The 21269-nt window shown below is 71.8% G+C and carries 19 protein-coding genes and 1 pseudogene; 12 read left to right on the forward strand and 8 right to left on the reverse strand.

The annotated features are described in order from the left end of the window. Positions 1-543, forward strand: a pseudogene (locus tag HCN51_RS27550) (MFS transporter); the annotation flags it as partial. 7 nt (positions 544-550) lie between these two features. Here the strand turns inward: HCN51_RS27550 and HCN51_RS27555 are convergent. The 3 genes from HCN51_RS27555 to HCN51_RS27565 form a co-directional block, all read right to left on the reverse strand. Next, positions 551-1057 carry a methylated-DNA--[protein]-cysteine S-methyltransferase gene (locus tag HCN51_RS27555; protein ID WP_168013076.1) on the reverse strand — a complete coding sequence of 169 codons (507 nt, stop codon included), beginning with the start codon at positions 1055-1057 and terminating at the stop codon, positions 551-553. Continuing rightward, entirely contained in the window at positions 1054-2472 is a 1419-nt protein-coding gene (locus HCN51_RS27560; RefSeq protein ID WP_168013078.1) for a DNA-3-methyladenine glycosylase 2 family protein, read from the reverse strand. Before HCN51_RS27560 ends, HCN51_RS27555 begins: the two co-directional genes overlap by 4 nt. A 78-nt stretch (positions 2473-2550) precedes the next feature. Further along, positions 2551-3870 carry an MFS transporter gene (locus HCN51_RS27565; protein ID WP_168013080.1) on the reverse strand — a complete coding sequence of 440 codons (1320 nt, stop codon included), beginning with the start codon at positions 3868-3870 and terminating at the stop codon, positions 2551-2553. 60 nt (positions 3871-3930) lie between these two features. Between HCN51_RS27565 and HCN51_RS27570 the strand changes: the two genes are divergently transcribed. Beyond that, on the forward strand, positions 3931-4917 hold the full coding sequence (locus HCN51_RS27570) for a DUF5937 family protein (RefSeq protein WP_168013082.1): 987 nt from the start codon (positions 3931-3933) through the stop codon (positions 4915-4917). A gap of 34 nt (positions 4918-4951) precedes the next feature. Here the strand turns inward: HCN51_RS27570 and HCN51_RS27575 are convergent, their stop codons facing one another. From HCN51_RS27575 to HCN51_RS27585, 3 genes are all read right to left on the reverse strand, one after another. Beyond that, positions 4952-5893 (reverse strand): NYN domain-containing protein, encoded by a 942-nt coding sequence (locus HCN51_RS27575; RefSeq protein ID WP_080042948.1) that lies wholly within the window; start codon positions 5891-5893, stop codon positions 4952-4954. Between the two features lie 107 nt (positions 5894-6000). Continuing rightward, positions 6001-6213 carry an acyl-CoA carboxylase subunit epsilon gene (locus HCN51_RS27580; protein WP_080042947.1) on the reverse strand — a complete coding sequence of 71 codons (213 nt, stop codon included), beginning with the start codon at positions 6211-6213 and terminating at the stop codon, positions 6001-6003. After that, complete coding sequence (locus HCN51_RS27585; protein ID WP_168013084.1) at positions 6210-7796, reverse strand: acyl-CoA carboxylase subunit beta; 1587 nt, start codon at positions 7794-7796, stop codon at positions 6210-6212. The genes HCN51_RS27580 and HCN51_RS27585 overlap by 4 nt, the downstream gene beginning before the upstream one ends. Positions 7797-7832: 36 nt before the next feature. On the opposite strand from HCN51_RS27585, the gene HCN51_RS27590 reads away from it, so the two are divergent. The 5 genes from HCN51_RS27590 to HCN51_RS27610 all read left to right on the forward strand — a co-directional run bounded on the left by HCN51_RS27590 (position 7833) and on the right by HCN51_RS27610 (position 15011). Then, on the forward strand, positions 7833-8615 hold the full coding sequence (locus HCN51_RS27590) for an ABC transporter ATP-binding protein (RefSeq protein ID WP_168013086.1): 783 nt from the start codon (positions 7833-7835) through the stop codon (positions 8613-8615). Further along, positions 8612-10216: a hypothetical protein gene (locus HCN51_RS27595; RefSeq protein WP_240973312.1), complete on the forward strand. Its 1605-nt coding sequence runs from the start codon at positions 8612-8614 to the stop codon at positions 10214-10216. Before HCN51_RS27590 ends, HCN51_RS27595 begins: the two co-directional genes overlap by 4 nt. A 68-nt stretch (positions 10217-10284) precedes the next feature. Beyond that, on the forward strand, positions 10285-12906 hold the full coding sequence (locus HCN51_RS27600; RefSeq protein ID WP_168013088.1) for a phosphoenolpyruvate carboxylase: 2622 nt from the start codon (positions 10285-10287) through the stop codon (positions 12904-12906). Positions 12907-12996: 90 nt separating this feature from the next. Next, a complete protein-coding gene (locus tag HCN51_RS27605; RefSeq protein ID WP_168013090.1) occupies positions 12997-14277 on the forward strand; it encodes an AAA family ATPase in 1281 nt (426 codons plus the stop codon). Continuing rightward, complete coding sequence (locus tag HCN51_RS27610) at positions 14277-15011, forward strand: HNH endonuclease (protein ID WP_240973313.1); 735 nt, start codon at positions 14277-14279, stop codon at positions 15009-15011. The genes HCN51_RS27605 and HCN51_RS27610 overlap by 1 nt, the downstream gene beginning before the upstream one ends. Here the strand turns inward: HCN51_RS27610 and HCN51_RS27615 are convergent. Then, positions 14998-16077, reverse strand: a complete 1080-nt coding sequence (locus HCN51_RS27615) for an epoxide hydrolase family protein (RefSeq protein WP_168013092.1) — start codon at positions 16075-16077, stop codon at positions 14998-15000. The genes HCN51_RS27610 and HCN51_RS27615 overlap by 14 nt on opposite strands. 78 nt (positions 16078-16155) lie before the next feature. Then, positions 16156-16995, reverse strand: coding sequence for a formate dehydrogenase accessory sulfurtransferase FdhD (fdhD, locus tag HCN51_RS27620; RefSeq protein WP_168013094.1), 840 nt, complete (start codon positions 16993-16995; stop codon positions 16156-16158). An 80-nt stretch (positions 16996-17075) separates the two neighbouring features. Between fdhD and HCN51_RS27625 the strand changes: the two genes are divergently transcribed. The 5 genes from HCN51_RS27625 (at position 17076) to HCN51_RS27645 (ending at position 21197) form a co-directional block, all read left to right on the forward strand. Then, on the forward strand, positions 17076-17897 hold the full coding sequence (locus HCN51_RS27625; protein WP_168013096.1) for a biotin--[acetyl-CoA-carboxylase] ligase: 822 nt from the start codon (positions 17076-17078) through the stop codon (positions 17895-17897). Between the two features lie 82 nt (positions 17898-17979). Continuing rightward, positions 17980-18489, forward strand: a complete 510-nt coding sequence (locus HCN51_RS27630; RefSeq protein WP_168013098.1) for a PH domain-containing protein — start codon at positions 17980-17982, stop codon at positions 18487-18489. 14 nt (positions 18490-18503) lie between these two features. Beyond that, the gene (locus HCN51_RS27635; protein WP_168013099.1) at positions 18504-19475 is read left to right on the forward strand and encodes an adenylate cyclase regulatory domain-containing protein; all 972 of its coding nucleotides are present in this window, start codon (positions 18504-18506) and stop codon (positions 19473-19475) included. A gap of 15 nt (positions 19476-19490) precedes the next feature. Next, positions 19491-20576, forward strand: a complete 1086-nt coding sequence (locus HCN51_RS27640) for an S-(hydroxymethyl)mycothiol dehydrogenase (RefSeq protein ID WP_168013100.1) — start codon at positions 19491-19493, stop codon at positions 20574-20576. Continuing rightward, complete coding sequence (locus tag HCN51_RS27645; RefSeq protein WP_080042938.1) at positions 20577-21197, forward strand: MBL fold metallo-hydrolase; 621 nt, start codon at positions 20577-20579, stop codon at positions 21195-21197. The last annotated feature ends 72 nt before the right edge of the window (positions 21198-21269 follow it).

Below are 21269 nucleotides of genomic sequence, written 5' to 3' on the forward strand. Positions count from 1 at the left end.
CTGGCCATGACCGTCTTCGGCTTCGCCCCGGTCTTCGCCGTCATCACGTTCATCGCGCCGATCATGACCGGCGTCGGCGGCTTCTCGCCCGGCGCGGTGCCGGTCGTGATGGCCGTCTTCGGCGTCGGCCTCGTCGTCGGCAACCTCATCGGCGGCAAGCTGGCCGACCGCGCCGTCATGCCCAGCATCTACGGCTCGGTCGGCCTGCTCACCCTGCTCGCCGTCGTCGTGGCGCTCGTCTCGGCCAGCCAGATCCCCTTCGTCGTGACGATCACGCTGTTCGGCGTGGCCGCCTTCGCGACCGTCCCGCCCCTGCAGACCCGCGTCCTGGACGCCGCCGCGGGCGCCCCGACCCTGGCCTCGGCCGCCAACATCGGCGCCTTCAACCTGGGCAACGCCATCGGCTCGTTCGCGGCCGGTCTCACCATCGACGCCGGTCTCGGCTACACCGCCCCCGCCTGGACGGCCGCCCTGCTCGGGCTGGTGGGGCTGGGCGTGGCGGGGGTCGCGGGGGTGCAGGCCAGGCGGCTCGTACCCGCCTGACCGGTCATCACGTGGCGATGCCGCCGTTCTCGTGGGCGATCAGCCACTCCTTCACCGGCACGCCGTAGTAGTACCCGCCGTATCCGCCCCCCGTGGGCAACACCCGGTGGCACGGGACGAACGGGGCGATCAGGTTCTGCGCGCAGGCCGAGCCCGCCGCCCGTGCCGCCGTTCGCGGCATGCCCGCCCGCTCCGCCAGCTCCGCGTAGGAGACGGTCGTTCCGGCCTTGACCTCGCGCAGCGCCGCGTGCAGGCGCTTGCGGGTGGGCGAGCCGGGCTGCGAGACCGGGACGGCGTCCAGCGCGTGCAGGTCGCCGTCGAAGTACGCGCGGGACGCCTCGGCCGGAAGGCCGAGGTCGTCCACGACCTCCAGGCCCTCCGCCTGGAGCGCGGGCGTGAGCCGGGCGAACATGTCCGTCGGGTCGGCGGTGAAGCCGGCCGCGACCAGCACGCCCTCGCGGGCCAGCAGGGCCAGCGGGCCCACCGGCGTCGGTACGAGCTGGGCAGCGATCATGAGGAGCTCCAGAGGTGCAGGGCGGCGTACGCCCGCCACGGGCGCCACCGCTCGATGTGGTCATGGGGGATGCCCAGGGCGGCCATGCGCTTGTTCAGCACGAGGTCGCCCGTGGGCCACGCGTCCGGGTCGCGCAGCGCGCGCAGCGCGATGTAGCTGGCCGTCCACGGGCCGATGCCGCGAACCTCCAGCAGCTCGGCCACCGCCTCGGCCGGGTCCTGGCCGCCGTCCAGGTCGAGGTGGCCGTCGGTCACGCGGGCGGCGAGATCCTTGAGCGTGTCGATCCGGCGGCCGGTCAGGCCGAGCCCGGTCAGGTCGGTGTCCAGGAGGTGCGCGGGCGTGGGGAAGAGGCCGTCCGGCGCGGCGGCCCTGGCGACGATGCGGCCGAGCAGCGTACGGGCGCCCGCCACCGAGATCTGCTGGCCCACGACCGCGCGCACCGCCAGCTCGAACCCGTCGAACGCCCCCGGCACCCGCAGCCCCGGCCGGGCCGCGACGAGCGGGCCGAGCGAGGTCGGGCCGAGTGCCTGCGCGATGGCCTCCGGGTCGGCGTCCAGGTCGAGCAGGCGGCGGCAGCGGGCCACGACGCGGGCGAGCTGGCGGGTGTCGGCCACGCTCACGTCCAGCGCGATGTGGTCGCGCCGCGGGGTGAGCGTGATCGTCCCGCCGGGGACGGCCCTGGCGTACGAGGTGAGGTCGGCCACCTCCAGGCCGGGGATGGCCCGGGAGGCGAGGAAGGCGAAGACGCCGTCCACGTCGTACGGCTCCCGCCGGTGCAGCCGCAGCCGCAGCGTCGCACCCCCCGTCCCGGTCCCTTTCGCGGCTTCAGGGTTCGGGGTCCGGGGGCCGGCCGTGGCGCGCAGCTCGCTCGGCGTGAAGCCGTACGTCTCCCGCATCGTCGCGTTGAACTGCCGCACGCTGCCGAACCCGGCCGCGAACGCCACCTCGGTCACCGGCAGCGCCGTCTCCGTCAGGAGCTGCTTGGCCAGCAGCAGCCGCTTCGTCCTGGCCACCGCCAGCGGCCCGACGCCCAGCTCGGCCACGAACAGCCGGTGCAGGTGCCGCTCGGTGATGTGCAGCCGCTGGGCGAGCCCGGCGACGCCCTGCTCGTCGGCCGCGCCGTCGTCGATGAGCCGCAGCGCCCGCCCGACGAGGTCGCCGCGCACGTCCCAGCCGGGGTCGCCGGGCGACAGCTCCGGGCGGCAGCGCTTGCACGGCCGGAACCCGGCCGCCTCCGCCGACGCCGCGTGCCGGTAGAAGCGCACGTTGCGCGCCGAAGGGGTGCGGGCCGGGCAGATGGGACGGCAGTAGATGCGCGTCGTCGTCACCGCCGTGTAGAACCGCCCGTCGAACCGGGCGTCCCTGGAGGAGACGGCCCGGTAGCAGGAGTCGAAGTCGAGCTCTAGTGGCGACATGTCTCCGACAGTATGCGCTCCCCAAGGGGACCGACTGGCGGATTTCGGACGCGAACGTCCGAGCCCTGGAGCTGCCGTCTACGGCTCGTGGCGTAGCGGGGATCGGACATAGGGCAGCCAGCTCAGCGCCATGACGGCGGCGCCGAGCGCCATCGCGGCGCCCGCGCCCCACAGCTCGCCGACGCCGGCCGCGAGCAGCCCGCCGGCCCCGAGCGCGCCGGTCAGGAGCAGCCGCATCGTGGCCGTCATCCGGCCCAGCATGGCGTCCGGCGTGACCCGCTGCCGCAGGCTGACCAGCAGCACGTTGTTGAGCCCGGTGCGGAACGTCAGGACGAACCAGGCCGCCGCGCTCGCCCACACCCACGGCCCGCCCCAGGTCAGGAGCGGCACGACGAGCGCGGCGGGCGTGGTGACGACGCTCGCCAGCCAGGCGGCCCGCCCGGTGCCGAGCCGGCGGCCGACGGCGTTCGCGCCGGCCGAGCCCGCCAGCACGCCGAGCCCGCCGGTCGCCAGGTACGCGCCGACCACCCACTCGGGGTGGCCGAGCTGCTGGACGAGGACGACCGGGAGCAGGACGGAGCAGAGCGGGAACGCGAGGTTGGCCATCGTGCCCTGGAGCAGGGCGGTGACGAGGATCGGGTTGCCGAAGAGGAAGCGCACGCCCTCCGCGATCTGCCGCCCCATCGGCTCTCGCCGCTCCGCCGGCTCCTGCCGCTCCGCCGGCTCCTGCCGCCCCATCGGCTCCTGCGGCCCCATCGGCTCCTGCCGCTCCATCGGGTCGTCCGCGGAGCCCCGCCGTGCCCAGCCGGGCTCCGGGACGGTGCGGAGCCAGGCCGCCGACCACACGTAGCTCAGCGCGTCCAGCAGGATCGCCACCGGCGCCCCCGCCACCTGCACGAGCACCCCGGCCGCGCTGCGCCCGGCCACGTCCATCCCCGCCCCGGTGCCGACGAGCAGCGTGTTCGCGGGCGTGAGCCGCTCCCGCCCCACCAGCGCCGGCACGATGCTGTACGCGGCGACGTCGAACAGCAGCGTCCCGGCCCCGGTGAGCACCGCGACGACGTACAGGTGCCCCATGGAGAGCTGGCCGGCCCACCACGCGAGCGGGACCGACAGCAGCACGGCGGCCCGGAGCAGGTCGGTGGCGATCATGAGGGGGCGCCGCCGCACCCGGTCCACCCAGGCGCCGGCGGGCAGCCCGAGCAGCAGCACGGTGAGCGTCCCGAGCGCCGAGAGCAGCCCGACCTCGCCCGCGCCGGCGCCGAGGGCGGTCACGGCGAGCAGGGGCAGGGCGACGTAGCTGATCTGGGAGCCGAGCTGGCTGACCGCGCCGGCCACGAAGAGGTTGCGGAAGCCGCGAAGCCGCAGCAGCGGCTCTTCCTTCACCGTCGTTGACATGACCGCCACGATGGTGAAATGTCGGCAAAGGTGCCATCGATTAAGTGAGGCGCGAATCCAGTGACCCTCGACCTCGTCTTCACCGCGCCCGACCTCGCGAACCTCCGCTTCGCGATCTCCCCGCTGGGCGAGGTCGTGGCCGCCGTGCGCGTGGCGAAGGACCCGGCGGCGCACCCGCTGCTGCGCCCCTGGGCCGAGCAGGTGCGGCGGCGCCTGCGCGACGTCGAGTGGGGGCTGCTGTCCGACCTGGTGCCGGTGCCGACGATCACGATCGCGGGCTTCACCTGCACGCCGCCGTCCACGTCCATGCCGGACCTGGAACTGGAGCTCGCCACGATGCGGGGCGCGGCCGGCCGCGTCCGCGCGGATCTGGACGAGGTGCCCGGTCCCCGCACGAAACGGGTGCAGGCGCTCTACGACGACCCGGAGAAGGGGCTGGAACGCCTGGCCGCCGAGGTCACGGACTTCTGGCGGGCCGCGATGGCGCCGTACTGGCCGCGGGTCAGGGCCCTGCTGGAGGGCGAGATCCTCTACCGGGCCAGGCTGCTGGCGGAGGGCGGCGCGCAGCGCATGCTGGCCGACCTCGACGATGCCGTCACCTGGCACGACGGGACGCTGAGCATCCGGCACCGGTACGTCTCGGGCCCGCGCCCGCTGCGCGGCCTGGGGTTGCTGCTGGTGCCCTCCGTGTTCGTCTGGCCGCGGGTGTTCTCGGTGACGCTGCCGCCGTACCAGCCGACCGTGCGGTACGCGCCGCGCGGCATCGCGACGCTGTGGGAGCGCCGCGAGGTGGCGCCGCCGGAGGCGCTGGCGGCCGTGCTGGGCAGGACGCGCGCCCGGCTGCTGGCCGAGCTGGACCAGCCGGCCTCGACGCGCGAGCTGGCCCGGCGCGCCGGCCTGTCGGAGCCGGGCGCGAACCAGCACCTGACCGCCCTGCGCCGGGCGGGCCTGTGCACGGCCCACCGCACGGGACGCTACGTTCTGTACGCCCGCACGGCGACCGCCGAGGCCCTCCTGGCGGACAGCCACCTGGAGGACGGCTCCTGAGGCCGACCACTTGGAGGACGGCGCTTAGGGACGGCTACTTCGAGGAGACGCCCACCCCCAGGTCGAACTCCCGGTAGACCCGCGCCCAGAACCCGTCACGCAGCCACACCCGCGCCTCCGGGTAGGGCCGCAGCGAGTGCCCGAGCTCCTTCTCCGCCTCGATCAGCAGCTCGGTGTCGATCACGGTGGGCAGGATGGGCCCCGGCAGCAGGTCGCGGATGTTGTCGCGGCCGCGGGTGAGGATCCACTTCTGGGCCACGTGCTCGCCCACGTCCTCCACGCGCGGCCGGCTCGGCCCGAGCTTGGCGACCTGGCCGGGCTTGGCGTGCGGTTTGACGGGGGCGCGCCCGGCGAAGACCTGCGCGGGCGAGGGTGCGGCGGCGGGCGGTGGGACGGGAACGGGCTGGGGAGCACGGCTGAAAAACGGTCTTAGGAAATCAGCACTGATCACTTCGACGGTGTCGGACTCCCACACCAGGCGTTCGGCCTGGTTGGTGCCGTACGGCGGTTCGACGCCCCACAGGTGGATGCGCACGCCGTACGCCTGCGCCGCCTCCACCGCGGGGACCATGTCCTCATCACCTGCCAGCAGGATCGTGTCGGTGACCGCATGATGCCTGGCCAGGGCCTCCAGATCACTCCGGATCTGTGCGTCGACACCCTTCTGCTGGCCGCGGGCGTTCAGGTTGCCGAGTCGCACCTTGACCCACGGGAGCTGAGCGATGACACGCTGGTCGACGGTAGGCACGCGATCACGGGCTGCGTCATACCAATAGATCCGCAGAAGTTCGCCCGAAATGCGTTCCTCTGCATGTTTCTGTAGACTCTGGATGAGCTCATCGGCGGCCACCCGATATTCCTTGCGCTCCTTCGCGCCGAGCAGTACCTCACCTGCCGCCGCGTACAGATAACCGACATCCACTAGGACGGCGTACTTGGCTGCCACAGGATGCGGCATGAGGTCTGGGATGGCCATGTCGTCCTCCAGGCCGCGGTGTTAGTTGATCGGCCGACTATATACGCCTACTTTCTCTAGATAGTCCCAACTCCCGGGGAACTTGACACCCGATTCGCAGGATCTATCTAGGGTAGTGCGCTCATCCGCCATGCCGACTTCCCTGGTGCGACAGGCTTACGCATAGCTCTAGCCGGGTTTCGCCACGTTTGTCGTGCCGGCTGTCTTCCGGGCTCGGCGGGCGCCTCCGCCCGGGCGCGCCGCGCCGCCAGGACGGCGGTGAGCGCGGCGATCTCCTCGGGCGTGGCGTCGCCCCGGACAATCCGCAGGTGAGGCGTCATAGCGGGATGTTCCCATGCTTCTTGGGTGGCAGCGTCATCCGCTTGTTCCTGAGGGCCCGCAGCGCCCTGATGACCTGGGGCCGGGTTTCGGACGGCCGGATCACCGCGTCCACGTAGCCGCGCTCGGCCGCGATGTACGGGTTGGCCAAGGTGTCCTCGTACTCGGTGACGAGGGCGGCCCGCTCGGCCTCGGGGTCGGCGGCGGCGGCGAGCCTGCGCCGGTGCAGGATGTTGACCGCGCCCTGCGCCCCCATGACCGCGATCTGCGCGGTGGGCCAGGCCAGGTTGATGTCCGCGCCGAGGTGCTTGGAGCCCATGACGTCGTACGCGCCGCCGTACGCCTTGCGGGTGATGACCGTGATCAGCGGGACGGTGGCCTCGGCGTAGGCGTACAGGAGCTTGGCGCCGCGCCGGATGATTCCGTTCCATTCCTGATCGGTACCGGGCAGGAAACCCGGCACATCTACAAAAGTCAGGATAGGAATATTAAACGCATCACATGTTCGAATAAATCGCGCAGCCTTCTCGGATGCGTTGATATCCAGACATCCGGCGAAATGCATGGGCTGGTTGGCCACCACGCCCACCGGCTGGCCGTCCAGCCGCCCGTACCCGACCACCACGTTCGGCGCGAACAGCGCGTGGACCTCCAGGAACTCCCCGTCGTCCAGCACGTGCTCGATCACCTGGTGCATGTCGTACGGCTGGTTCGGCGAGTCGGGGATCACCTCGTCCAGCGCCGGATCCGGGTCGAGGTCGGTGACCGGCTCGTACGCCGGAGCCTCGTCCAGGTTGTTCGACGGCAGGTACGACAGCAGCGCCTTGACGTACTCCAGCGCGTCCTGCTCGTCGGACGCCTGGTAGTGGGCCACCCCCGAGCGGGTGTTGTGCGCGTGCGCCCCGCCGAGCTCCTCGAACGTGACCTCCTCGCCGGTCACCGTCTTGATCACGTCGGGCCCCGTGATGAACATGTGCGACGTCTGGTCCACCATCACCACGAAGTCGGTCAGCGCGGGGGAGTAGACGTGCCCGCCCGCCGCGGCGCCCATGATGAGCGAGATCTGCGGGATGACGCCGGAGGCGTGCACGTTGCGCTTGAAGATCTCGGCGTACAGGCCGAGCGCGACCACGCCCTCCTGGATGCGGGCGCCGCCGCCCTCGTTGATGCCGATGATCGGGCAGCCGGTCTTCAGCGCCAGGTCGAGCACCTTGACGATCTTCTCGCCGTACACCTCGCCGAGCGAGCCGCCGAACACCGTCACGTCCTGCGAGAACACGCACACCTGGCGGCCGTCGATCGTGCCGTGCCCGGTGATGACGCCGTCGCCGTACGGCCGGCGCTCTTCCATCCCGAACATGGTGGACCTGTGCCGGGCGAACTCGTCGAACTCCACGAACGAGCCCTCGTCCAGCAGCGCCAGCACCCGCTCCCTGGCCGTCATCTTGCCCTTGGCGTGCTGCTTGTCCACCGCCGCTGACGAGCCCGCATGCACGGCCTCGTCGAGCCGCCGCTCCAGATCGGCGATCTTTCCGGCGGTGGTGTGGATATCCGGTTGCTCCGGCATCGCCTCCGCAGTACTCATGCGCGCAAGGCTAACCCGTCCTCCTAGAGTGGAGCCATGTCGGACGCGGTTCGCACGCACGCCCTCGTGAAAAGATTCGGGCAGCAAATCGCCGTCGCGGGGGTGGACCTCGTGGTCCCCGCCGGGAGCTTCGCCGGGCTGGTCGGGCCCAACGGAGCGGGCAAGACGACCACCCTCAGCATGATCACCGGGCTGCTCCGCCCCGACGGCGGCTCCGCCGAGGTCGACGGGTTCCACGTCTGGCGCGACCCCGTGGAGGTGAAGGCGCGCATCGGGGTGCTGCCCGAGGGGTTACGGCTGTTCGAGCGGCTGTCCGGCCGCGAGCTGCTCCTCTACAACGGACGGCTGCGCGGCATCCCCAAGGCCGACGTCGAGCAGCGCGCCGCCGAGCTGCTGGCCGTGATGGACCTGACCGGCGCCGCGGACAAGCTCGTCGTCGACTACTCCACCGGCATGCGCAAGAAGATCGGCCTGGCCGCGGCGCTGCTGCACAACCCGTCCGTGCTCTTCCTCGACGAGCCGTTCGAGGGCGTCGACCCGGTCAGCGCCGACACGCTGACGGAGGTGCTGCGGCGCTACACCGCCTCCGGCTCCACCGTCATCTTCTCCAGCCACGTGATGGACCTGGTCGAGCGGCTGTGCGACTGGGTGTCGGTGATGAGCGCGGGCCACATCGTGGCCCAGGGCCCCTTGGCCGACGTACGCGGCGACCGTCCCTCGCTCAACCAGGCGTTCCTGGAGCTCGTCGGCCGCTCCGCGCACACCGGCGGGCCGGGCCTGAGCTGGCTCGGCGCCCGGCCGCACGAGCCGCGCCCATGAGCACCCCGTCCGGAAGCACCCCGGCGGTCAGCACCTCGTCGATGAGCACCGTCGCGCTGTTCGCGCAGCTCAAGCTCCGCCTGATGGTCGGGAACCTGCGCGGCGACCTCCAGCGCAAGCTCGGCTTCATCCTCACCCTCATCGCCGCCGTCTGGTTCGCCGTGCTCGGCTTCCTCCAGCTGGGCCTGCTGCGGCTGGCCCCGCCGGACATCTCGGCCGCGCTCGTGATCGTGGCCTTCTCCGTGTTCCTGTTCGGCTGGATGGTCGTGCCGCTCATGGCGTTCGGCCTGGACGACACGCTCGACCCGGCCAAGCTGTCGCTGTTCCCGCTGGCGACGCGGCGGATGGCGATCGGCCTGTTCACCGCGTCCGTGACCGGGGTCTGGCCGGTGGCGATGCTGTTCGTCATGTTCGGCGCCTGGATCGGGCTGGCCGACGGCGCCGGCGGCTGGCTGCTCGGGGTGCCGGCCGTGCTGGTGCAGTTCGCGCTGTGCGTGGTGACGTCCCGGCTGATCACGACGGCGCTGTCCAGCGGGCTGCGCACCCGGCGCGGGCGCGACGTGCTGGCCGTGGCCGCGCTGCTCGTCGTCCTGCTCGCCCAGCTGCCCAACCTGCTGATGAACGGCGGCCTCGGCGACCCCGGAGCCGTGCTGCGTCAGCTCGCCGCCGCGCTGCGCTGGACCCCGCCCGGCATGCTGGCCCACGCCATCGCCGACGGCGGCCTCGCCGGGCTGGCCGAGGTGGTCTTCGTGGCGCTGCTCACCGTGGCGCTGGCCTGGCTGTGGATCAAGGCGCTCGGCCGCGCGCTCGTCACGCCCGACGTCTCCACGCAGGCCGCGTCCGTCCGCAAGGAGAGCGGCCTCGTCGACCGGTTCCTGCCGGACGGCCCGCTGGCGGCCGTGGTGACCAAGGAGCTGAAGTACATCAGGCGCGAGCCCCGCTACCGGGTCGCCTGGTTCAGCGCGGTCCTGGTGACGATCGTGCTGTCGTTCTCCCTGACCAGGTCGGGCAGCGGCGCGGCCGGGCTGCCGATCCTCCTGACCGCCTTCGGCGGGCTGCTGATGGCGCTGCAGTCGGCCAACGCGTTCGGCGTCGAGGGCCGCTCCCTGTGGATGAACACCGTCGCCTTCGGCTCCGAGCGCGGCCTGGCCACCGACCTGGCCGGGCGGCACCTGGCGGCCTCGGCCGTGGCCGTGCCGCTGCTGGCCGTGCTCGCCGTCGCCTCCGCGCTGCTCACCGGGCATCCCGAGGCGATCCTGGCCGCCGTACCCGTCGGGTGGGGCGCGCTCGGGATCGGGTTCGGCGTCGGGTCGGTGGCCAGCGTGGTGCTGCCGTACAGCGTGCCCGAGCGGATGAACGCCTTCAGCGGCGCCGCCCCCGGCCAGGGCGGCATCGCGCTCGCCTCCTCCATGGAATCCATGGTGGCGATCGGGCTGCTCACGCTGCCGTTCGTGGTGCCGCTCCTGCTCGGCCTCACGTGGGTGTGCGTGCTCGCGCCGTTCTACGGCCTGCTCCTGGAGGTGCTCGGCCGGCGGCTGGCGGCGCGGATCGGCTTCGCGCGTACACCGGAGCTGCTGGCGGCCGTGTCAAAGGCCACCTGAGCAGTGGTCTAGTCCAATAACTGAGACCGGTCTACGGCGTCCAAAAGTGACTCGCTACCCTTCGAGACATGATTGACCAGGGGCTCGAGCGTCGCAGTGCCGCCGTAACCGAGATGCCGGACGAGCTACGTCACGATGTGCGTCTGCTGGGCAAACTGCTCGGCCAGGTCCTCGCCGAGCAAGGCGGCGAGGACCTGCTGGCCGACGTCGAACGCCTGCGCAAGGCCGTCATCGCGGCGCGCAGGGGCGAGATCTCGGCCGACGTGATCACCGAGATGGTCGCCGGATGGGAGATCGAGCGGGCCGTGGCCGTGGCCCGCGCGTTCACCTGCTACTTCCACCTGGCCAACCTGGCCGAGGAGCACTACCGCATCCGTACGTTGCGGGAGCGCGACGCCGAGGGCAGGGTGCAGCGCGAGTCGCTGGCACAGGCCGTACACGAGCTCGGCCACGAGCGCGTCAGCGAGCTGCTGGAGGGCCTGGAGCTGCATCCGGTGCTCACGGCGCACCCGACGGAGGCGCGCCGGCGCGCCGTCGTCACCGCCATCCAGCGCATCAGCGGCCAGCTCACCGAGTACAACGCGCCGGGACGCGGCGCCTCCGAGCGCGCCGAGAGCAAGCGGCGCATGCTGGAGGAGATCGACCTCCTGTGGCGCACCGCCCAGCTCCGCTCCACCAAGCTCGACCCGCTCGACGAGGTGCGCACCGCCATGGCCGCCTTCGACGAGACGCTGTTCCGCATGGTGCCGCAGGTCTACCGCTCGCTCGACACCGCTCTCGACGAGCGCAGCGGCACCCGTCCGCCGCTGGCCAGGCCCTTCATCCGGTACGGAAGCTGGATCGGCGGCGACCGCGACGGCAACCCCAACGTGACCTCCAAGGTCACCAGGGAGACCATCCAGATCCAGTCCGAGCACGTGCTGACGGCGCTCGAAACCGCGTGCGCGCGCATCGCCCGCACGCTGACCGCCTCCGCCCAGTTCGCGCCCTGCTCGCCCGAGCTGAAGGCGGCGCTGGCCACGGCCGTGGACGCGCACCCCGAGGTGGTGTCCGAGCTGGCCACCCGCTCGCCGCGCGAGCCGCACCGGCAGTGGCTGCTGTTCGTGGCCGCGCGCATCGCCGCCACCCGCCGCCGCGACCTCGACCTCGCCTACCGCACCCCGGCCGAGCTGCTGGCCGACCTCCGGCTGACGCAGGAGTCGCTGGCCGCATCAGCGCCGCGGCAGGCGTACGGGGAGCTGCAGCACCTCATCTGGCAGGTGGAGACGTTCGGCTTCCACCTGGCCGAGCTGGAGGTGCGCCAGCACTCCCAGGTGCACGCGGCGGCCCTGGCCGAGCTGCGGGCCGGCGGCGAGCTGTCGGAGCGCACCGAGGAGGTCCTGGCCACGATCCGGGTGATCGGCTGGATCCAGGAGCGGTACGGCGTCACCGCCTGCTCCCGCTACGTCGTCTCCTTCACCCGCTCCGCCGAGGACATCGCGGCGGTGTACGAGCTGGCCAGGCACGCCCTCGGCGACCGGGCGCCGGTGCTGGACGTGGTGCCGCTGTTCGAGTCGGGCCAGGACCTGGCCAACTCGCCCGGCGTGCTCACCGGCATGCTCGACATCCCCGAGGTGCAGCGGCGGCTGGCCGACACCGGGCGGCGCATGGAGATCATGCTCGGCTACTCCGACTCCGCCAAGGAGCTCGGCCCCGCCGCCGCCACCCTCCGCCTCTACGAGGCGCAGGAGGCGCTGACCGCCTGGGCCGCCGAGCACGACGTACAACTGCGCATGTTCCATGGCAGGGGCGGCGCGCTCGGCCGCGGCGGCGGCCCCGCCAACCGCGCGGTGCTGGCGCAGGCGCCCGGCTCGGTCGCCGGCCGCTTCAAGGTCACCGAGCAGGGCGAGGTCATCTTCGCCCGCTACGGCCACATCGCCATCGCCCGCCGCCACCTGGAGCAGGTGGCCAACGCCGTCCTCCTGGCCTCCTCGCCCACCGTCGGCGCCCGCACCGCCACCGCCGCCGAACGCTTCCGCGGCATGGCCGAGCAGGTCGCCGTCGCCTCGGAGCAGGCGTACCGCGCGCTCACCGAGGCTCCGGGCTTCCCCGAGTGGTTCGGCCTGGTCAGCCCGCTGGAGGAGCTCGGCAGCCTGCGCCTCGGCTCCCGGCCCGCCCGCCGCGGTCTCGGCGCCCCCCGCTCCCTCGACGACCTGCGCGCCATCCCCTGGGTCTTCGCCTGGGCCCAGACCCGCGTCAACCTCCCCGGCTGGTACGGCCTCGGCACCGGCCTGGCCGCCGTCGACTCCCTCGACGAGCTGCGGGCGGCGTACGCGGAATGGCCGCTGTTCAACGTGATGCTGGACAACGCCGAGATGTCCCTGGCCAAGACCGACCGCTCCATCGCCAAGCGCTACCTGGCGCTGGGCGGCCGGGAGGACTTCGCCCAGCAGGTGCTGGAGGAGTACGACCGGACCAGGGACCTGGTGCTGCGGGTCACGGGGCACACGCGGCTGCTGGAGAACCGCAAGGTGCTCTCGCGCGCCGTCCAGCTCCGCGACCCGTACGTGGACGCCCTGTCGCACCTCCAGCTCAGGGCGTTGCGCGCGCTGCGCACGGAAACCCTCTCGGACCAGGACCGCGACCGCCTCTCCACCCTGCTGCTGCTGTCGGTGAACGGCGTGGCGGCCGGCCTCCAGAACACCGGCTGAGATCTGTCCCCGAGCGGGAGGCGGCCATGGGCCGCCTCCCGCTCTTGGCATGATGGCCTCGAACGAGATCGGCCCGACTCGGAGGCTTCCATGTACGTCAGCAGGATCAAGGTCTCCGGCATACGCGGATTTTTCGGAAGACGCGCGCTCGATCTGCGGCTGACGCACCCCGGCTGGACCGTGCTGGCGGGCCGCAACGGGTCAGGGAAGACGACGCTGTTGCGTGCGATCGCCCTGGCCGTGTCCGGGCCCTACGTCGCGCACGCTCTCAACCCTGGCTTTCCCGGCTGGGTCTCCGTAGGGCTGGACGAAGGGGCCGTGGAAGCGGAAGTCCTGACGGATCCGGCTTGGGATCTCCTGTGGAACGAGGGCGTGGGGACGCTTTCCATCGGAATGAGCTGGGAGGGCGAGAGCGGTGAGTTCACCGTCTCCAGCTCCGATCTCGAGGCATCGAAAGAGACCTGGATGAACGAGCCTCGTGGCTGGTTCATCGCCGGGTACGGCCCCTTCCGGCGGCTGTCTGGAGGCGCGTCGGAGAGCCAGCGGCTCATGCGCGACACTGGGCGGGTCGCCCATCTGGCGAGCCTGTTTCATGAGGACGTCTCACTGGCCGAGAGCGTGAGCTGGCTGATCGATCTGCATCTGCGACGGCTCGAGGAACGGCCGGGGGCGGCCGACCTGCTGAGGATCGTGATCGAGTTGCTCAACGACGGGCTGTTGCCCGACGGGTTCAAGATCGAGCGCGTCGACAGCGAAGGGCTCTGGGTGGTCAGGGACGGTCACTCCATCGCCCTGCGTGAGCTGAGCGATGGCTATCGGACCGTCACGGCGCTCGTTCTCGACCTGGTGCGAAGAATGGACCAGGTCCATACCCTGACCGAACCAGACCGCGTGGACGGGTCCAGAGTGAAGGTGCCTGGTGTGGTGCTCATCGACGAGATCGACGCACACCTCCACGTGAGCTGGCAGAAGAAGATCGGCGGCTGGCTGAAGGATCACTTCCCGCAGATCCAGTTCATCGTGACCTCCCACAGCCCGTACATCTGCCAGAGTGCCGACCCCGGCGGCCTGATCCGGCTCGCGGGCCTGGACGAGGATGCTCCCCCCAGAGTGGTCGACGAGGATCTTCACCAACGGATCGTCAACGGCAGCGGCGACGACGCCCTGCTCACCGACCTCTTCGGTGTGGACTCGCTCTACTCCGACGAGGCGGAGCGGAACAGGCACCGGCTCGTCGTCCTGGAGCGGGCGATCATGGGCAACACCGCGACGCCGGAGGAGGAGCACGAGTACCGGACCCTACGTGACCGGCTGAAGAGCACCATGACCACCCGGGTGAGCGAGGTCGCGGCCAGGATCGTCGAGCCCTGATGCTCCGCGTCCACCGCATGGCCCTGCCGGTCGACCTCACAGAGCGCCTGCACCTGGCCACCGAGAAACTGCGAGCCGACACCGCCGACACGAAGCTCGCGCGTGCCCGCTGGAAGGCTGCGAAGACCACGCAAGGCCGGATCCGCTCACACCTCGCAGGCATGGTCCTGGGCATCAAGTCGTGCATGTACTGCGGCGACCATCTGAGCGCGGACATCGACCACTTCGAGCCGCTCGCCGAGGCACCGTTGCGGGCCTTCGACTGGCTCAACCACTTCCTGGCCTGCTCCCACTGCAACAGCCACGAGAAACGCGACCGCTTCCCCCGGGACGGCGACGGCGCGCCGCTGCTCGTGGACCCTGCCGCCGAGGATCCGCACGACCACCTCATGCTGGCCCTCGCCGCGGGCGTCTACACGGCGCTGACCTCTCGCGGTGCCGCGACCATCGATGTCTTCGGCCTGAACCGGCAGGACTTGGTGGACGCCAGAGCCGCCGCCTTCGATCGCACATGCGCGGTGCTGCGGGACCGGCGCAGGCAGCTCCGGGCGGGCGATACGGCCAGAGCGGGCAGGCTGGCGAAGTCCCTGTTCGACCAGCCCTTCATCGACGTCCTCTACACGATGCTGCGGGTCCGCCACCACCCTCGGGCCGAGCTCGTCCTGGACGGCCCGGAGGTGGTCGAGGCTCTCGCGGATCCCGCGCTTCACCTGTGGCCGGCTACAGGCCCCTGAAGAAGGCGATGACGTCCGAGGTGAGGGCTTCCGTGGCGGAGTGTGCCGTGTAGTGGCCGTGGGCCGGGGCCGGGAGGGTCTTCCAGGAGACGATGTTGGTGTGGTCGCGGTCGGCGAAGCGGCGGATCGACTTGAAGTCGCCCTCGGCCATGGCCAGCGCGATCGGCACGGTGGTCGGCTCCTTGGGCTGCTCGGCACGGGCGTTCTCCCAGTAGAGGCGCAGCGCGGAGCCGGCCGTGCCGGTGAGCCAGTGGATGGCGGCGTTGGCGATCACGAAGTCGTCGTCGAGGTCCTCGTCGAAGAGCTGCGCGAGCCAGCCGACGAGCCCGGCGGGGGAGTCGGTGATGGCGTGCGCGAGCGTCTGCGGCTGCTGGGACTGCAGCACGTTGAACGCGCCCTTCTCCTTCCAGAACCAGTCGAGCACGGCCAGCCCCGCCTGCTCCTCCTCGCTCAGGCCGGCGAACTCGGCCGGGTCGCCCGAGGGGAAGGAGAAGATCTGGGTGACGTGCACGCCCACGACGTGCTCGGGGGCGATCCGGCCGATCTCGGGGGAGATCATCGAGCCGCCGTCGTTGCCGACGGCGCCGTAGCGCTCGTAGCCGAGGCGGGACATCAGCTCGGCCCAGGCCCTGGCGATGCGCTGGTTGTTCCAGCCGAGCTCGCGGGTGGGGCCGGAGAAGCCGTAGCCGGGCAGCGACGGGATGACCAGGTGGAAGTGGCGCGACAGGGGCTCGATGGCGCGCAGGTACTCGGCGATGGAGCCGGGCCAGCCGTGGGTGAGGATCAGGGGGAGCGCGTCGGGGTCGGCCGAGCGGACGTGCAGGAAGTGGACGTTCTGGCCGTCGATCTCGGTGGTGAACTGCGGGTACGCGTTGAGCGTGGCCTCCAGCGCCCGCCAGTCGAACCCGTCGCGCCAGTGGGTGACCAGCCGCTTGACCCGCTCGACGCCGACGCCCTGCTCGGCGCCGGGGATCTCGTCGGCGAAGCGGGTGCGGGCGAGGCGGGCCTGGAGGTCGTCGAGGTCGGCCTGGGGGATCTGGACGCGGAAGGGGGTGATGGTGCTCATGGACGGACCTCCGAGAGAAGGAACGGAATGTTTCGTTCTGTTCTGAGGATAGCAGAACGGAATACTTCATTCCACTGTTTAGCCGATGATCCTTTCCGCCCCGGCGTACACGTTGCAGCGCTCCCCGCGCAGGAAGCCCACCAGCGTCAGCCCGAAGTCCCTGGCCAGCTCCACCGCCAGCGACGACGGCGCCGACACCGCGCACACCACCGGGACGCCCGCCGCCAGCGCCTTCTGCATGATCTCGTAGCTGGTCCGGCCGCTCACCATGAGCACGTGCTCGGCCAGCGGCAGCCGCCCCGTCAGCGCGGCCCAGCCGACCAGCTTGTCCACCGCGTTGTGCCGGCCCACGTCCTCGCGCACCGCCACCGGCGTCCCGTCGGCGGAGAACAGCCCGGCCGCGTGCAGGCCGCCCGTCTTGCCGAAGACGCCCTGGGCCGCCCGCAACGCGTCCGGCAGCCCGTACAGCACCTCGGGGGTGAGCTTGAGCGAGCCGCGCGGGACCGCCGCGCACCGGTCGCGCAGCGCGTCGAGGCTCGCCGAGCCGCAGACGCCGCACGCGCTGGAGGTCAGGAAGTGGCGGTCGAGCGCGGGCAGGTCGGGCAGGGGGCCGCGCAGGCGCACGGTGACGGTGTTGTAGCGGGCCTCGGGCGGCAGGTCCTCGTCGGTGCAGTACGCGATCGACGCGATGTCCTCGTGCCGGGCCAGCCCCTCGCCGTGCAGGAAGCCGGCGGCCAGCTCGAAGTCGTGCCCCGGCGTGCGCATGGTGATCGCGACGGTCCGGCGCGTGCCGTCGGGCGCGGTCAGGCGCAGCTCCAGCGGCTCCTCCGTGGCCAGGTCGTCGCGCCGCTCCCGGGCGGACGAGCCGGACAGCTCCATGATCCTGATCCGGGTGGTCGGCCCGGGGCGCTCGCTCACCCCACCATCTTGCCTCCTCCTCCTCGCCTCCCCCTCGCCTCCTGCGCGCCCGGGCGCCCGCCATCAGGGAAGATGGGGAGATGGCCGACTCACGCTACTCCGACCTCGACCGCCCGCCGCTGTCCGAGGCGGCGCTCAACCGCGCCCTGGTCCACCCGGGCTCGATGTGGACGGCTGTCACCGTCGTCGACAGCACCGGCTCCACCAACGCCGACCTCGCCCGGGCCGCCAGAGAGGGCGCGCCCGAGGGCATGGTGCTGGTCGCGGAGACGCAGGAGGCCGGGCGCGGGCGCCTCGGCCGCACCTGGTCGGCGCCGGCCCGCTCGGGGCTGACGTTCTCCATCCTGCTGCGGCCCGAGGTGCCGCCGCTCGCCCAGGGCTGGCTCCCGCTCCTGTACGGCGTGGCCGCCGCCTCCGCCGTGCGCCGCCTCGCGGAGGTCGAGGTGGGCCTCAAGTGGCCCAACGACCTGCTGATCGGCGAGCGCAAGCTGGCCGGCGTGCTGGCCGAGCGGGTCGAGGACGCCGTCGTGATCGGCATGGGCCTGAACGTGACGCTCCGCCCCGACGAGCTGCCCACCGAGACGGCCACGTCGCTGAGCATCGAGCAGGCCGCCTGCCTCGACCGCGACCCGCTGCTGCGCGCCGTGCTGCGCGAGTTCGAGAGCCACTACCGCGACTGGACCGAGGCCAAGGGCGACGCCGACGCGGCGGGGCTGCGCGCGGCGTACCTCGCCGTCAGCGCCACCGTCGGCCGCGACGTGCGGGTGGAGCTGCCCGCCCAGCAGGCGCTGACCGGCCGCGCGACCGGCGTGGACGGCGCCGGCCACCTCCAGGTGGAGTCGGCCGGCGAGCGCTACACGCTGAGCGCCGGCGACGTCGTGCACGTGCGGGCCGTGGACTAGGCGGGCAGTCGACCAAGCAGGCCACCTGCCCGTTGCGTCATGGACATGGCCCCGGCACCCCGATGGTGGCACGATGCTGCCCATGACCCTTCCCGACCACCATCTGACGCAGGGTGAGCGGCGCGTCCGGTCCTTCCACCCCCACTGGAAGCGGCTCGTCGCGCCCTTCATCGCGCTGGTCCTCATCGCCGCGGCCACGGGCGCGGCGCTGTACTTCATCCCCGACTTCGCGTACGTGTCCTACGCGCGGATCGCGGTCGTCGTCATCGGGCTCATCCTGCTCACGATCTGGTCGTTCGTGCCGTACCTGCAGTGGAAGAACACCGGCTACGTGCTCACCACGCACCGCTTCACGATCAGCACCGGCGTGCTCAACAAGTCGACCGACGAGATCCCGATCACCAAGGTCAACACGGTCAGCTCCGACCAGACCTTTCCCGAGCGGCTGCTCGGCTGCGGCACGCTGACGGTCGAGTCGGCCGGTGACCGCGGGGAGATCGTGCTGAAGGACATCCCGAAGATCCAGGACGTCCGCACCGACCTGTTCAGGCTCGTCGAGGACGCCTCCGACGGCGAGGTCGACGGCCGTTGAAGTAGCCTCCTCGGGTGAGCGAAGCCCGTCCCGGCCGCCCGAGCGCCGAGGAGATCGAGCGACTGCTGGTCGGCCTGCCGCCCCGGTACACGCGGGCGGAGGTCGCCGCCAGGAGCGGGGTGCGGCAGGAGCTGGCCGAGCGCATCTGGCGGGCGCTCGGCTTCGCGCAGCGGGCCGACGACGCGGTGGCGTTCACCGAGGCCGACGTCGACGCGTTGCGCCGGGTCCGCAGCATGCTCGACGGCGGCCTGCTCGACGAGCAGACCGTGATCAGGATGGCCCGCGCGCTCGGCCAGACCACGGCCAGGCTGGCGCAGTGGCAGGCCGAGATCATGATCGGCACGATGTTGCCGCCGGAGCCGTCCGAGGGCGACCTGGCGACGGTGCTCGACACGGCGCAGGGGCTGCTGCCCGACTTCGAGCACGTGCTCATCCACGTGTGGCGGGCCCAGCTCGCCGCCGCCGGCACCCGGCTGCTGGCCATCGCCGACGTCAACGACGAGCCGGTGCCGACCAGGGTGGCGATGGCGGTGGGGTTCGCGGACCTGGTGTCGTTCACCAGGCGCAGCCGCGAGCTGGGCGAGAAGGAGCTGGCCGAGCTGGTGGAGGGGTTCGAGGCGCGGGCCTCCGACGTGGTGGCCGGGCACGGCGCCCGGCTGGTCAAGACGCTCGGCGACGAGGTGCTGTTCACCGCGCAGGAGCCGGGGCAGGCCGCGGCCATCGCCCTCGACCTGGTGGAGACCGAGGAGCTGCGCATCGGCATGGCGTACGGGCCGGTGGTGCCGATGATGGGCGACGTGTTCGGCACGACGGTCAACCTCGCCGCCCGGCTCACCGCCATCGCCAGGCCCGGCACGATCCTCGTCGACGAGGCGCTGGCGGCGGGGCTCGACGGCGGGCCGTACGAGCCGCACCGGATCAGGCGGCGCCCGGCGAGAGGGCTCGGCGTGGTGCAGCCGTATGTCTTGCGGAGATCATCCTCCTGACACAAGATGACTGGCATGCCGTACGAAGTGCAGGGCGTGGTAGCCCAGGGCAAGGGTCAGGAAGTTTCCCTCGAGACGGTGCTCGTGCCGGATCCGGGTCCGGGCGAGGCGGTGGTGAACGTGCAGGCCTGCGGCGTGTGCCACACCGACCTGCACTACCGGGAGGGCGGGATCAGCGACGACTACCCGTTCCTGCTGGGGCACGAGGCGGCCGGCACCGTCGAGGCGGTCGGCGAGGGCGTCACGGGCCTGGAGCCGGGTGACTTCGTGATCCTCAACTGGCGGGCGGTGTGCGGCCAGTGCCGCGCCTGCCTGCGCGGTCGCCCGTGGTACTGCTTCGCCACGCACAACGCCAAGCAGAAGATGACGCTCAAGGACGGCACGGAGCTGTCGCCCGCGCTCGGCATCGGCGCGTTCCTGGAGAAGACGCTCGTCGCGGCCGGCCAGTGCACGAAGGTGTCGGACGACGCCCCGGCGCAGGTGGCGGGCCTGCTCGGGTGCGGCGTGATGGCGGGCATCGGCGCGGCCGTCAACACCGGCCAGGTGACGCGCGGCGACAGCGTGGCGGTCATCGGCTGCGGCGGCGTGGGCGACGCGGCGATCCTGGGCTCGTCGCTGGCGGGCGCCGCCAAGATCATCGCGGTGGACGTGGACGACCGGAAGCTGGAGTGGGCGCGCGGCTTCGGCGCCACCCACACGGTCAACTCGCGCTCGGCGGACCCGGTGGAGGCGATCCGCGACCTGACGGGCGGCAACGGCGCCGACGTCGTCATCGAGGCGGTCGGCCGGCCCGAGACGTACGAGCAGGCGTTCTACGCCCGCGACCTGGCCGGCACGGTCGTGCTGGTCGGCGTGCCCACCCCCGACATGCGCATCGACCTGCCGCTGCTCGACGTGTTCGGCCGCGGGGGTGCGCTCAAGTCGAGCTGGTACGGCGACTGCCTGCCCTCGCGCGACTTCCCCATGCTGATCGACCTGTTCCTGCAGAACCGCCTGCCGCTCGACAAGTTCGTCTCCGAGACGATCGGGCTCGACCAGGTCGAGGAGGCGTTCGGGAAGATGCACCGCGGCGAGGTGCTGCGTTCGGTGGTGGTCCTCTAAATGATCGACCGGGTCATCACGTCGGGCACCTTCTCCCTCGACGGCGGCACGTGGGACGTCGACAACAACATCTGGCTGGTGGGCGACGCGCGTGAGGTCGTGGTCATCGACGCCGCCCACGACGCCGCGGCGATCGCCGAGCGGGTCGGCGGGCGCACGGTCAGGGCCATCCTGTGCACGCACGCGCACAACGACCACATCAACGCCGCCCGCGACCTGGCCGCGCTGACCGGCGCGCCGATCCGGCTGCACCCGGCGGACCAGGTGCTGTGGGAGCAGGTGTACGGGCCGGAGGTGGCGTACGAGCCGCTGGCCGATGGGGAGAAGCTGGCGGCGGGCGGCGTCACCCTGGAGATCCGGCACACGCCGGGGCACGCGCCCGGCGCGGTCTGCGTGTACGCGCCGGAGTTGGGGGCGGTGTTCAGCGGTGACACCCTGTTCAAGGGCGGGCCGGGGGCGACGGGCCGCTCGTTCAGCTCGTTCGAGACGATCATCGAGTCGATCAGGGAGCGGCTGCTGACGCTCCCGCCGGAGACGGTCGTGCACACCGGGCACGGCGACTCGACCGCGATCGGCGCCGAGGCGCCGCACCTGGAGGAGTGGATCGCGCGAGGTCACTGACCGCGAAGGGGGGTAGGCGAGTGTGACCCACCCAACGTAGGCAAGCCTAACCAAAGTGGGTTACCTTAGGTG

Origin of the sequence: Nonomuraea composti, from assembly GCF_012034275.1 — a bacterium.
Lineage (GTDB): Bacteria > Actinomycetota > Actinomycetes > Streptosporangiales > Streptosporangiaceae > Nonomuraea > Nonomuraea composti.